8 protein-coding genes and 1 rRNA gene are annotated in these 13,628 nt (G+C 56.0%); 1 reads left to right on the forward strand and 8 read right to left on the reverse strand.

Annotated features, from left to right (window positions below; genetic code table 11):
• Positions 1 to 8 precede the first annotated feature (8 nt).
• Complete coding sequence (locus PYR66_22060) at positions 9 to 1,640, reverse strand: Na/Pi cotransporter family protein (protein WEF27924.1); 1,632 nt, start codon at positions 1,638 to 1,640, stop codon at positions 9 to 11.
• A gap of 150 nt (positions 1,641 to 1,790) precedes the next feature.
• Positions 1,791 to 5,474, reverse strand: a complete 3,684-nt coding sequence (gene metH / locus PYR66_22065; GenBank protein ID WEF27925.1) for a methionine synthase — start codon at positions 5,472 to 5,474, stop codon at positions 1,791 to 1,793.
• Positions 5,475 to 5,669: 195 nt separating this feature from the next.
• Here metH and iclR point away from each other — a divergent pair, with 195 nt between their 5' ends.
• On the forward strand, positions 5,670 to 6,500 hold the full coding sequence (iclR, locus tag PYR66_22070) for a glyoxylate bypass operon transcriptional repressor IclR (GenBank protein WEF27926.1): 831 nt from the start codon (positions 5,670 to 5,672) through the stop codon (positions 6,498 to 6,500).
• 45 nt (positions 6,501 to 6,545) lie between these two features.
• Here the strand turns inward: iclR and aceK are convergent, their stop codons facing one another.
• The 6 genes from aceK to rrf all read right to left on the reverse strand — a co-directional run bounded on the left by aceK (position 6,546) and on the right by rrf (position 13,611).
• Complete coding sequence (gene aceK, locus PYR66_22075; protein ID WEF27927.1) at positions 6,546 to 8,270, reverse strand: bifunctional isocitrate dehydrogenase kinase/phosphatase; 1,725 nt, start codon at positions 8,268 to 8,270, stop codon at positions 6,546 to 6,548.
• A 102-nt stretch (positions 8,271 to 8,372) separates the two neighbouring features.
• Positions 8,373 to 9,677 carry an isocitrate lyase gene (gene aceA, locus PYR66_22080; protein ID WEF27928.1) on the reverse strand — a complete coding sequence of 435 codons (1,305 nt, stop codon included), beginning with the start codon at positions 9,675 to 9,677 and terminating at the stop codon, positions 8,373 to 8,375.
• A gap of 80 nt (positions 9,678 to 9,757) precedes the next feature.
• On the reverse strand, positions 9,758 to 11,359 hold the full coding sequence (gene aceB, locus PYR66_22085; GenBank protein ID WEF27929.1) for a malate synthase A: 1,602 nt from the start codon (positions 11,357 to 11,359) through the stop codon (positions 9,758 to 9,760).
• 260 nt (positions 11,360 to 11,619) lie between these two features.
• On the reverse strand, positions 11,620 to 12,549 hold the full coding sequence (metA, locus tag PYR66_22090; GenBank protein ID WEF27930.1) for a homoserine O-succinyltransferase: 930 nt from the start codon (positions 12,547 to 12,549) through the stop codon (positions 11,620 to 11,622).
• A 126-nt stretch (positions 12,550 to 12,675) separates the two neighbouring features.
• Positions 12,676 to 13,065 (reverse strand): YjaA family stress response protein, encoded by a 390-nt coding sequence (locus tag PYR66_22095; GenBank protein WEF27931.1) that lies wholly within the window; start codon positions 13,063 to 13,065, stop codon positions 12,676 to 12,678.
• A gap of 430 nt (positions 13,066 to 13,495) precedes the next feature.
• Positions 13,496 to 13,611: ribosomal RNA gene (rrf, locus tag PYR66_22100) — 5S ribosomal RNA — on the reverse strand.
• Between the last annotated feature and the right edge of the window lie 17 nt (positions 13,612 to 13,628).

Below are 13,628 nucleotides of genomic sequence, written 5' to 3' on the forward strand. Positions count from 1 at the left end.
GGAATGGCTCAATAATCATCCCGCTCGTCGTCTTCGTCCGGCTGCTCCATCACACTATAGGCGACGGCGCAGAATAACGAGTTCAGACGCTTCATATCGCCCAGCAGCGCCAGATGTAGGGTACTGGTTTCAATACTCTGTACGTTTTGCTGATGCAAACGGTCAACGTGCGCATGCGAGTAACGGCGGTTGAGGATCCGGAAACGATGCTTATTGCGCCGCAGACGGCGGGCGCTTGGCACGTCGCTGGAGAAAAAGACCGACATCGCCAGCTGCAGGTTGCTAAGCAACAACGCATATAGCGCATCCAGCTCTTTTAGCCCTTCGACAGAAAATGCCCGCCGCGCCGCCAGCGATTTATCGGCGATCTCGCTGCCCATCCGTTCGACGATATCGGATGCCTGCTCAAGGTTCAGCGACATTTCGATAATCTCCGCCCAACGGCGGGACTCCTCCTCCGCCAGCTCGTCTTTCGGCATTCGCGCCAGATACAGTTTGATCGCGGTATAAAGCACGTTGATATCGTCCGCCATCCGCCGCAGCTCTTTCTCTTCACGCGGCTCGCCGTGCATCACCTTGCGCAGGCTTTCCAGCATCTGCTCCATGGCATCGCCGATGCGCAGGGTTTCACGAGCGGCATTAGCCAACGCCAGCGCAGGCGTATCCAGCGCCGAGGTATCCAGATGCTTCGGCTTCAGGTGATTATCCAGCTCCGGTTCGTCGCGGATCAGGCGCTTACACAGGTTTGCCATTGGCTCAGCAAATGGCACCATCGCCACGCAGCGGAGCAGGTTGTAGAAGACGTGGAAATAGATAACCAGTTCCGATTCTTCCAGCGGCAACTTGAGCATGAGATTCGCCAGTACATGCACGAACGGTAAAATAATCAGGCTGCCCACCAGCTTAAACAGCAGGCTACCAAGCGCAACCCGCCGCGCCGCCGCGTTGGCGCCGCTGTTGTTGAGCATCGCCAGTAACCCGGAGCCAAGGTTGGCGCCGATCACCAGACACAATGCCACCGGGAAGGAGATCACCCCAGTGCCGGTTAAGGTCGCAGTCAGCAACACCGCCGCCAGACTGGAGTAGCTGACAATGGCGAACACCGCGCCAATCAGCGCATCGAGCATGATATCGCCGGTCAACGAGGCGAAAATCACCTGTACGCCATTGGCCTGGGTAATGGGGTGTACAGCCTGAACGATAAGCTCCAGCGCCAACAAGATAAGCCCAAGGCCGATACCCACGCGCCCAAGTTGGCCCGCACGCGTCTGTTTACGTCCGAGGAAAAAAATCACGCCAATAAAAATCAGTAACGGTGACAGCCAGGAGAGGTCGAAGGTCAGCACCCTCGCCATCAGCGCGGTACCCACATCCGCGCCCAGCACCATCACCAGCGCCGGCGCGAGCGCAACCAGGTCCTGGGCGACAAACGAGGTCACCAGCATGGTGGTGGCGTTGCTGCTCTGCACCAACGCGGTTACGCCAATCCCCGCGCAGAAGGCGAGTGGTTTTTTCTCCACGCTGCTGCTAAGAACGGTACGCAGGCGCGCGCCAAAGACGCGCATCACGCCGGTACGCACAATATGGGTGCCCCACACCAAGAGAGCCACGGCAGAAAGTAGGTGTAGCAGAGTTAACACAGAATCAGCGTCTCCTTATCGTTATAGGTGTTCCTGAGGTTTGAACCTTTCCTCAGTATAAGGGGTTAACTTCAATAAAGAGACAAGGCGCCCAAAGTGCGCCTTGTTTGTTGTAACGAAAGATAACCGCTAACGCTATTTTTTCACGGCTTAGTCAGCGTCATAGCCAAGGTTAGAGGCTAACCAACGTTCGATTTCCGCAGGCGTCATGCCCTTCCGTTGCGCGTAATCTTCGACCTGGTCGCGCTGGATCTGCGCCACAGCGAAGTACTTGCTGTCCGGATGGCTGAAGTACCAGCCGGAAACCGACGCGCCCGGCCACATCGCATAGGACTCGGTGAGCTTCATGCCGGTGTGCTTTTCCACATCCAGCAGTTCCCAGATCGTCGCCTTCTCGGTATGTTCCGGGCAGGCCGGATAACCCGGCGCCGGACGGATCCCCTGATAATTTTCGCGGATCAACTCTTCGTTACTGAGGTTCTCATTGGCCGCATAACCCCAGTAGACCTTACGCACTTTTTCGTGCAGATACTCGGCGAAGGCTTCCGCCAGACGGTCGGCGATGGCTTTCACCATGATCTTGTTATAGTCGTCGTGCTGCGCCTCATAGGCCTCCGCCAGCGCATCTTCTTCCAGCCCGCCAGTCACCGCAAAGGCGCCGATGTAGTCCGCCTTGCCGCTCAGCTTCGGCGCGACAAAATCAGCGAGGCAGTAGTTAGCGAAGCCAACCTTTTCGGTTTGCTGGCGCAGGTGATGGCCGACCGTCAGCACATGGGTGCGGGTTTCATCACGATAAATTTCCACGTCGTCGCCAACACGGTTGGCCGGGAACAACCCGACCACGCCGCGCGGGTTCAGCGTTTGCTCGGCGCTGAGTTTATCCAGCAGATCGTTGGCATCTTTGAACAGGCGCTGGGCCTCTTCCCCTACCACTTCATCTTCCAGAATGCGCGGATATTTACCCGCCAGCGACCAGGTCATAAAGAACGGTGTCCAGTCGATGTAATTACGCAGCGTTTCGATACTGGCTTCAACGTCCTGCACGCCCAGGCGATGGGCGACCGGCGGGGTATAGCTTTCCCAATCGAATGCCAGATCGTTTTCCCGCGCCGCCTCGAGGCTAACCGGCGGCGTACGCGGTTTCTTACGCCCGTGCTGGATACGCACGGTTTCATACTCTTTACGCGTGCGGGCCACGAAATCATCGTGCTGAGTCGCTGAAAGCAACGATGAAACCACCCCGACGGTGCGCGAGGCGTTCTGTACATAAACGGTTGGCCCGCTGTAATTCTGCTCGATTTTCACCGCCGTGTGGGCTTTTGAAGTCGTCGCCCCGCCAATCAGCAACGGGATAGTAAAGCCCTGACGCTCCATCTCTTTTGCCACGTTCACCATCTCGTCCAGCGATGGCGTGATCAACCCGGAAAGGCCAATCAGGTCGGCGTTCTCTTCACGCGCGGTCTTGAGGATTTTTTCCGCTGGCACCATGACACCAAGGTCGATAATTTCGTAGTTGTTGCACTGCAGCACCACGCCGACGATGTTCTTACCGATGTCATGGACATCGCCCTTCACGGTGGCGATCACCATCTTGCCGTTACTGGAGCCTTTTTCTTTGCTGGCTTCAATGAACGGCTCAAGGTAGGCCACCGCCTGTTTCATCACGCGGGCCGATTTCACCACCTGCGGCAGGAACATCTTGCCTTCGCCGAACAGGTCACCGACCACGTTCATGCCGTCCATCAGCGGCCCTTCAATGACCTCGATCGGACGGTCGGCCTGCTGACGCGCCTCTTCGGTATCCTGCTCGATAAATTCGGTAATGCCTTTCACCAACGAGTATTCGAGGCGTTTTTTCACTTCCCAACTGCGCCACTCCGCCTGTTGAGCGTTGGCGCTGTCGTCCGCTTTACTGCCGCGGTATTTTTCCGCCAGCTCAAGCATTCTTTCGGTGCTGTCATCGCGGCGGTTGAGGATCACATCTTCAACCGCATCGCGCAGCTCGCCCGGCAGGTCATCATAAATCGCCAACTGACCCGCGTTGACGATCCCCATGTCCATGCCATTGCGGATGGCGTAGTAGAGGAACACCGCGTGGATAGCTTCACGTACCGGGTCATTACCGCGGAAGGAGAACGAGACGTTAGAGACACCGCCGGAAATCAGCGCATGCGGCAGTTCGCGTTTTATGTCTTCGCAGGCGCCAATAAAGTCCTGAGCATAGTTATTGTGCTCTTCAATGCCGGTCGCGACGGCAAAGATGTTCGGGTCGAAGATAATGTCTTCCGGCGGGAAGCCAACGTCTTCGGTAAGAATTTTGTAGGCGCGACGGCAAATTTCAATTTTGCGCTCGCGGGTATCGGCCTGGCCGACTTCATCAAAGGCCATCACCACCATCGCCGCGCCGTAGCGGCGTACCAGCTTAGCGTGATGGGTAAAGAGCTCGACCCCCTCTTTCATTGAGATGGAGTTAACGATGCCCTTGCCCTGGATGCACTTAAGCCCTTTTTCGATAACCTCCCACTTGGAGGAGTCGATCATAATCGGCACGCGGGCGATATCCGGCTCGCCAGCAATCAGGTTGAGGAAACGTACCATCGCCGCTTCGGCGTCGAGCATCCCCTCATCCATGTTGATATCGATAATCTGCGCGCCGCTTTCCACTTGCTGGCGCGCCACGTCCAGCGCTTCGCTGTACTTTTCTTCTTTGATCAAACGCTTAAATTTAGCGGAGCCGGTCACGTTGGTACGTTCGCCGACGTTCACAAACAGGCTATCGTCGCCGATGTTCAGCGGCTCAAGGCCCGACAGGCGACAGGCGACCGGCAACTCTGGCAGTTGACGCGGCGGCAAATCCGCGACCGCGCGGCTCATGGCGGCAATATGTTCCGGGGTCGTACCGCAACAACCGCCGACAATGTTGAGGAAACCCGCCTGCGCCCACTCGCGGATTTGCGCCGCCATGGTGTCGGCATCCAGATCATATTCGCCGAAAGCGTTCGGCAGGCCGGCGTTCGGGTGCGCGGTGACATAGCATTCGGCGATACGCGACAGCTCCTGCACGTACTGGCGCAGCTCATCCGGCCCCAGCGCGCAGTTCAGGCCGAAGGTCAGCGCATCAGCATGGCGCAGCGAGTTATAGAAGGCTTCAGTGGTCTGGCCGGATAATGTACGGCCGGACGCATCGGTGATGGTGCCGGAAATCATAATCGGCAGCTCGACGCCCAGTGCGTCAAATTCTTCTTTCACCGCGAAAATCGCCGCTTTGGCGTTAAGGGTATCGAACACCGTTTCAATCAGGATCAGGTCTGAACCACCTTCCACCAACGCTTTGGTTGATTCGCGATAGGCAGCCACCAGCTGATCGAAGGTGATATTGCGGAATGCCGGATCGTTGACGTCCGGTGAGATAGACGCGGTGCGGTTGGTCGGCCCGAGCACGCCCGCCACGTAGCGCGGTTTTTCCGGCGTACGCGCAGTCCACGCGTCGGCACTGGCGCGGGCCAGCTTCGCGGCGGCAAAGTTGATTTCCGCCGACAGGGATTCCATCTGGTAATCCGCCATCGCAATGGTCGTCGAGTTGAAGGTGTTGGTTTCGATGATGTCCGCGCCGGCGGCGAAATAGGCGTCGTGGATCTCGCGAATGACCTCGGGTTTGCTGAGCACCAGCAGGTCGTTATTGCCTTTCAGATCGCACGGCCAGTCAGCGAAGCGTTCGCCGCGGAAATCCTGCTCGCTCAGACGATAGCCCTGGATCATGGTGCCCATGCCCCCATCCAGAACCAGAATTCGTTCTCTTAACTGCTGATGTAATTGCTCTACTTTGTTACTCACACAGACTCCCGACAGCGCTCAACTCAGGCCAAAAAGCCAACAAACCATACTGGCATAAACCGACCTGCTGGAAAAGGAAACCCGCTGCAACATGAGACAAGTTCAACTTCACTCCTCCGATCAGTCTGGTTGTGATTGCATTATCGCCAAATAAAACGAAAATTATTTCCACGATACAGAAAAAAGGAGTTCATCATGGCTACCCCGGTTCCCGCAAAACGCGGCAGAAAACCCGCTGCCGCCGCCCCCGCCGCGCAGGCCAGCGGGCAAGTTCAGTCGCTCACCCGCGGTCTGAAACTGCTTGAATGGATTTCTGAATCTCATAGCAGCGTCGCGCTTACCGAACTGGCTCAGCAGGCAGGTCTGCCTAACTCCACCACCCATCGCCTGCTGACCACCATGCAGCAGCTCGGCTTTGTCCGCCAGGTCGGCGAGCTGGGGCACTGGGCGATCGGCGCGCACGCTTTTGTCGTCGGCAGCAGTTTCCTGCAAAGCCGCAACCTGCTGGCCATCGTCCATCCTATCCTGCGCCAGCTAATGGAAGATTCCGGTGAAACGGTCAACCTTGCGGTGCTGGATAAAAGCGATCACCAGGCGATTATTATCGACCAGGTGCAATGTACGCAGCTGATGCGCATGTCGGCGCCGATTGGCGGCAAGCTGCCAATGCACGCCTCGGGGGCGGGGAAAGCGTTCCTGTCGCAACTGAGCGAGGAGGAGGTCACCACGCTGCTGCATCGCAAAGGCCTGCATGCCTACACCCACGCGACCCTGGTCTCGCCGGTACATCTGAAAGAAGATTTAGCTCAGACGCGCAAGCGCGGCTATTCATTCGATGATGAAGAGCACGCGTTGGGGCTGCGCTGCATCGCCTCCTGCATTTACGATGAACACCACGAGCCGTTTGCCGCCATCTCCATTTCCGGGCCGATTTCACGTATGACCGACGATCGGGTTACCGAGCTTGGCGCGCTGGTGATTAAAGCCGCAAAGGAAGTGACATTAGCTTACGGCGGGGTTAAATAAAGAAAGATTAAGTAGCCCGGCGTCGCTCCGCTCGGCCGGGCTACATCAGCCATAGCGCACGCTGAAACGCTGGCGGCGGCGGTAAGCATACACATCCTCCACATGTCCGTTTTTAATGCGCGTCTGCAGTTCGCGCCAGTAATCGGCGCGCAGTAGATCGGCGTGCATCTCTTCGAGTAGCGGCCCAATCCGCGGGTCGGCGCACAGCCAGTGGCGAAACTCTTCCGGGAAAACATCACCGGGCGAAACGCTGTACCAGGGTTCGCTTGCCAGCTCATCCTCGGGATAACGCGGCGGCGGAATCGCGCGGAAATTCACCTCGGTCATATAGCAAATTTCATCGTAATCGTAGAACACGACCCGGCCATGGCGGGTCACGCCGAAGTTTTTAAATAGCATGTCGCCGGGGAAAATATTGGCGGCCGCCAGTTGGCGAATCGCATTGCCGTACTCCTCAACCGCATCGCGCAGCGCCTGGCCCTCTACCTGCTCCAGCCAGATATTGAGCGGCACCATCCGCCGTTCAATATACAAGTGGCTGATAACGATGCGATCGCCGAGGTCGGTCAGTTTGTTCCCCGCTTCCGCCTGTAGCAGCGCCATCACCGCTGGCGCTATTTGTCGCTTATCCAGGACGAAATTTTCGAACTCCTGGGTATCCGCCATCCGCCCTACGCGGTCATGCTCTTTCACCAGTTGATAGCAGGCGCGAACATGGGCGGCAGTCATCTCTTTTTGCGGCGCGAAACGGTCTTTGATCACCTTAAAGACCCGATCGAACCCCGGCAAGGTGAAGACCAGCATCACCATACCGCGGATGCCCGGCGCTTCAATAAACTGTTCATCGCTGCGGGCGATGTAATGCAGATATTCACGATAGCTTTCGGTTTTCGCATGCTTCTGGCAGCCAATCGCCATATAGAGTTCAGCGGTGGTTTTTCCCGGCAGAATCTCGCGCAGCCACTCGACCAGTGCGGCAGGCAGCGGCGCATAAACCATAAAATAGGAACGGGCGAAACCAAAAACGATGCTCGCTTCGGCGTGGGTCGTCAGGCAAGCATCGACAAACAGCTCGCCCTCCTCAGTGCGATGTATCGGCAACAGAAACGGCAACGTCGCCATCGGCGTGACCAGTTTACCAACCAGCCAGGCGGCTTTATTGCGATAAAACAGCTCATTCGCCACCTGCAGATGCGATTGTGACAGTAGCTCGCCGCCGAGCGCTTCACGTAAACTACTGACGATATAACCGATATCGCGCCCTTTGTTTTGCCACGGCAGGCGTAGCGGCAGGTCGGAAAGCAGATTATGCATCAGGTATTCCCAACCGCGTTCGGGGAAGAAATCCTTCGCCAGCGGGCGAGAAATCGCGCGGAAGCGGCGTTCCGGCTGAGAACTGAAAATAAAGAGCCGCTCGGGAGTCAGCGAGCGGTGGTCGAACAGTCGGCAGTAGACCGAATTGAAAAAGCTCTCCGCAATTTCAAAGCGAGGGTAATCCGGTAATAATCGGGTGTACTGCTCTTTCACCCGCAGGAGAAAATCAACGTCGGTACTTTTCCCTTCGGTAATGCAGCGCAGCTGTTCCACCACCAGACCAACGTGGTGATCGTAGAGGTGGATACGCTGTTTCATCGCCTGCTGCACGGCGTGCCAGTCAGCCTGTTCAAAGCGCTGCTGGGCGCCGGAAGTCACTTCCAGAAAGCGCCCGTATTGGGCGTCGAACCCCTGCAAAATGGTTTGGGCAATCAGTAATTCCAGGCCACGTGTCATCGCTTTCTCCCATCCGGCACAACGCCATGCCGGATGGCGCGTTCGCTTATCCGGCCTACATCACTTCGTAGGCCCGGTAAGCGCGACGCTACCGGGCATTACTCAAAACTGCTCTTCTTCCGTTGACCCGGTTAACGCCGTGACCGAAGAGGCGCCGCCCTGGATAATGGTGGTGACTTTATCGAAATATCCCGTCCCCACTTCCTGCTGGTGCGAGACGAAGGTATACCCTTCCGGCCCGGCGGCGAACTCCGGCTGCTGCACTTTCTCAACATAATGGCGCATACCTTCTCCCTGGGCGTAGGCGTGGGCAAGGTCAAACATGTTGAACCACATACTGTGGATACCCGCCAGGGTGATGAACTGGAATTTGTAACCCATATCCGACAACTGCTGCTGGAAGCTGGCGATGGTCTTGTCGTCGAGGTTTTTCTTCCAGTTAAACGATGGCGAACAGTTATAGGCCAGCAGTTTGCCCGGGAAACGGGCGTGAATCGCCTCGGCAAAGCGGCGCGCCTGCTCGATGTCGGGTTTTGATGTTTCGCACCACACCAGGTCGGCATAAGGCGCGTAAGCCAGGCCGCGGCTGATCGCCTGCTCGATACCGGCATGGGTACGGTAGAAACCTTCGCTGGTGCGATCGCCGGAGATAAACTCGCGATCGTAAGGATCGCAATCCGAGGTAATCAGGTCAGCCGCATCGGCATCGGTACGCGCGATAAGCAACGTCGGCACGCCCATCACATCCGCCGCCAGGCGCGCGGCGACCAGCTTCTGAATCGCCTCTTGCGTCGGTACCAGCACTTTACCGCCCATATGTCCGCACTTCTTCACCGACGCCAGCTGATCTTCGAAGTGAACGGCCGCTGCACCGGCCGCAATCATCGATTTCATCAGTTCAAACGCGTTCAGCACGCCGCCGAAGCCAGCCTCGGCATCGGCGACGATCGGCAGGAAATAGTCGGTAAAGCGCGGATCGTTCGGCTCAATCCCAGCCGACCACTGGATCTGATCGGCGCGACGGAACGTATTGTTGATCCGATCGACCACTGACGGTACGGAGTTGGCCGGATAGAGCGATTGATCCGGGTACATGCTGGAAGCCAGATTGGCGTCAGCGGCGACCTGCCACCCGGATAAATAGATGGCTTCAATACCCGCCTTCGCCTGTTGCAGCGCTTGGCCGCCGGTCAGCGCGCCGAGGCTGTTGATGTAGCCTTTTTTCGCTTCGCCGTGCAGCAGACGCCACATTTTCGCCGCGCCAAGCTGCGCCAGCGTGCACTCCGGGTTCACCGAGCCGCGTAACTTCACCACCTCTTCCGCACTGTACGGGCGGGTAATGCCTTCCCAGCGCGGGTTCGTCCACTCTTTGTTTAATTCTTCGATTTGTTGGGTACGAGTTTTCATGTGCAGATGCTCCATATAATTTCCTGGCTTCCCAGGCGTCATTGGTGAAGGACTAAATGGCGAACAACACAATCTGGCGATTAAGCCAGCAGGCGGTAGCCCGGTAATGTCAGAAAATCAATCAACTCATCGGAAGTGGTGATTTGCTCCATCAGGCGCGCCGCATCGTCAAAGCGACCATGGCTGAAGCGGTGTTCTCCCAGTTCCTCCTGAATCACCATCAACTCTTCAGCTAACCACTGGCGGAACAGCGCCTTCGTCACCGGGGTGCCGTCGTTAAGGGTTTTCTGGTGGTGGATCCATTGCCAAATGGAGGTTCGCGAAATCTCGGCGGTCGCCGCATCTTCCATCAGACCGTAAATCGGCACACAACCGTTGCCGGAAATCCAGGCTTCGATGTACTGCACCGCGACGCGAATGTTGGCGCGCATGCCGGCTTCGGTACGCTCGCCCTCGCAGGGCGCCAGCAGCTGCTCGGCGGTCATCGGCGCATCGTCATGGCGAGTGACAAAAAGTTGGTTAGGATGTTCGCCCAGCACCCGGTTAAAGATGTCCATGGCGGTGTCCGCCAGGCCCGGATGGGCAATCCAGGTGCCGTCGTGGCCGTTGTTCGCCTCCAGCTCTTTATCGGCAGTGACTTTATTCAACACCTGGCGATTACGTTCGGCATCTTTGCTCGGAATAAACGCCGCCATACCGCCCATCGCGAAGGCGCCGCGTTTATGACAGGTCTTAATCAACAGCCGCGAATAGGCGCTGAGGAACGGTTTATCCATCGTCACCACCTGACGGTCCGGCAGGACGCGATCGGGGTGATTTTTCAATGTTTTGATATAGCTGAAGATGTAGTCCCAGCGCCCACAGTTCAGGCCAACGATATGGTCGCGCAGCGCATGCAGGATCTCATCCATCTGGAACACCGCCGGCAGCGTTTCAATCAGCAGCGTGGCTTTAATGGTGCCGCGCGGCAGCGCGAAACGATCCTCGGTGAAGCTGAAGACTTCGCCCCACCACGCCGCTTCTTGCCAGGCTTGAGTTTTCGGCAGATAGAAATAAGGGCCGCTTCCTTTCGCCAGCAGCGCCTGATAGTTGTGGAAGAAATAGAGCGCAAAATCGAACAGGCTGCCGGGGATCGCCTCATTACGCCAGCTGACGTGTTTTTCCGGCAGATGCAGACCGCGAACGCGACAGACCAGTACCGCTGGATCAGGCTGCAGTTGATAGATTTTCCCGGCTTCGTTGGTATAGCTGATGGTGCCGTTGACCGCATCGCGCAGGTTAATTTGCCCATCAATGACTTTGTGCCAATCCGGCGCCAGCGAGTCTTCGAAATCCGCCATAAAGACTTTGACGTTAGCATTCAGAGCGTTAATTACCATTTTGCGCTCAACCGGGCCGGTGATTTCAACGCGACGATCCTGTAAATCCGCCGGAATACCGCGTATTTTCCAGTCTCCATTACGAATGGAAGCTGTTTCCGAAATAAAACCCGGGAGCTTGCCGTCATCAATGGCTTGCTGTTGCTGGACACGCGCGGCCAGCAGTTGATTACGCTCAGGCGTAAAGCGGCTCACCAGTTCGGTCAGGAATTCTACCGCTTCAGGAGTCAGAATTTGCTTCTCCTGCTCGCCATAAGGCTGGCTAAAGGCCAGTTCATCGATCATTGTCGCCTGTTGCGTCATTGTGCAGCTCCTCTTGATTGATCCCAGTGGCGCGAACGAAAGATCGTTGTCTGTTTTTCGTTCAACACAATTAAGACTACTCAAGAAATTTCCAAAATCAAAAACAATTTCCATTTTTAATTTAATATGCATACAACATATTGATAACAATGAAATTAAAGTTTAAACGGAAGATGAAGTGGTTTTCGGAAATAAAAAAAGCACCCGAGGGTGCCTGAGACGAGATGCTGAAACGCTTTAGGATCGAACAGTCTGGAGGATTAATCCAGCGTCGGATTCATATGGCGCAGATCGTATGGCGTGATCTGGTAGACGTAATAGTTAAGCCAGTTAGCGAATAGCAAATTACCGTGGCTGCGCCAGCTCGCCCGCGGTTTGTTGTTTGGGTCGTTATTGGGGAAGTAATTGTCCGGGAGTTGCGGATCTAATCCGGCCTCCAGATCGCGGAAGAATTCGCTAGCCAGGGTATTGGCATCATATTCAGGATGGCCAGTGACAAAGGCGATACGTTTATCTTTACTGGCGAATAGATAGGCGTCGCCATCTTCTGTCTCGGCCAAAATTTCCAGATCGGTATAGTCGCGAATCAGCCCTGCCGGGAAGTCGGCATAACGTGAGTGAGGCGCCAGGAAGGTATCATCAAATCCGCGAGTCAGTAGCGCATGCGGATGCAAAATATGATGTTCATAAACGCCGGCGATTTTTTCGGTACGGGTCTGCTTAGGGATGCCATAGAGGATATTCAGCGCAGCCTGTACCGCCCAACAGACAAATAACGTTGAGGTAACGTGATCCTTGGCCCACTCCAGTACCTGTTTGATCTGCGGCCAGTAGGCGACATCGTTAAATTCGACCAGACCCAGCGGGGCGCCGGTGACAATCAGGCCATCAAAATTCTGCTCGCGGATATCATCAAAGTTGCAGTAAAAGTTATTCAGGTGCTCCGTCGGCGTATTGCGCGATTCACGCGCGTCGATGCGCAGCAGCTGAATATCAACCTGCAGCGGCGAGTTCGATAACAGACGAAGAAACTGGTTTTCCGTCTCGATCTTCTTGGGCATCAGATTGAGGATTAACACCTTCAGCGGGCGGATTTCCTGAGTCGTCGCGCGCGTTGCCGTCATAACGAAGACGTTTTCATCACGCAAAAAATTGACGGCCGGTAGCTCGTCCTGCACCCGAATTGGCATAACTGTATTACCTCATTACATACATATAAACGTTTAGACATCCAGATAGCTGACAATAACCAGGAATAAGCAAAATGTCGAGTCTGCGAGCGGAAGGTGAGAAAGTTTCAATATCGTCCGTTGCCGCTAAGCTGCACCATTAGCTAACAGGGCATGAACTTCAACATCGCTGCGCACATGGCTACTGCAGCGAACCTCCAACTGACGGTAGCGCATCGATACCGCAACGGCGACCATTTCCATTATCGCGCGCTCTTCTACCTGCGATAGCCCGCCTTCATTTAGTTCCATGGCATCAACCAGAATGCGAAAACGTCTTTTCCTTAGCACGCGCGTTAGCCAATTTTCGGGTTTTTGTTGTTGGAGCAGGGCGGATAAGACGTCACGCGCGGCAAAAAACTGCGCCACGAGCAGACGTTGATTGCTAAATCCGCCGCTGCCGCTAAATTCACGGCCATTATCGAGATTGCGCACGGTCATTCGGTTTTTATACAAAGAGATATATAAGGTGGTCACGAATCCTTTCCTGTTTCAGCAAGATCTGGAGGGATCATAACAGCTGAAAGACAGGTTTAGACGTTCGACGTCGGGTTTCGGAATTGGGCGAGGTTTAGTGAGGAACAGTTTTCCCCGGAGGCGGTGCTGCGCACCTTGTCCGGGCTACAGGGCCCGTAGCCCCGGTAAGCGCAGCGCCACCGGGGAGGTGGCGGCGCAGTTGTCCAAAAAATACAAAAGCAAAAGGCTCAGTCTTTCGACTGAGCCTTTTGCTTTATTTGATGCCTGGCAGTTTATGGCGGGCGTCCTGCCCGCCACCCTCCGGGCCGTTGCTGCGCAACGTTCAAATCCGCTCCCGGCGGATTTGTCCTCCTCAGGAGAGCGCTCACCGACAGACAACAGATAAAACAAAAGGCCCAGTCTTTCGACCGGGCCTTTTGCTTTATTTGATGCCTGGCAGTTCCCTACTCTCACATGGGGAGACCCCACACTACCATCGGCGCTACGGCGTTTCACTTCTGAGTTCGGCATGGGGTCAGGTGGGACCACCGCGCTATCGCCGCCAGGCAAATTCTGTTATCAAC

Origin of the sequence: Klebsiella aerogenes (genome assembly GCA_029027985.1) — a bacterium.
Lineage (GTDB): Bacteria > Pseudomonadota > Gammaproteobacteria > Enterobacterales > Enterobacteriaceae > Klebsiella > Klebsiella aerogenes_A.

Bases quoted from the DNA above. Each gene is read 5' to 3' on its own strand.
- iclR (WEF27926.1), top strand. From the start codon at position 5,670: ATGGCTACCCCGGTTCCCGCAAAACGCGGCAGAAAACCCGCTGCCGCC.
- aceK (WEF27927.1), bottom strand. From the start codon at position 8,270: ATGACACGTGGCCTGGAATTACTGATTGCCCAAACCATTTTGCAGGGG.
- aceA (WEF27928.1), bottom strand. From the start codon at position 9,677: ATGAAAACTCGTACCCAACAAATCGAAGAATTAAACAAAGAGTGGACG.
- aceB (WEF27929.1), bottom strand. From the start codon at position 11,359: ATGACGCAACAGGCGACAATGATCGATGAACTGGCCTTTAGCCAGCCT.
- metA (WEF27930.1), bottom strand. From the start codon at position 12,549: ATGCCAATTCGGGTGCAGGACGAGCTACCGGCCGTCAATTTTTTGCGT.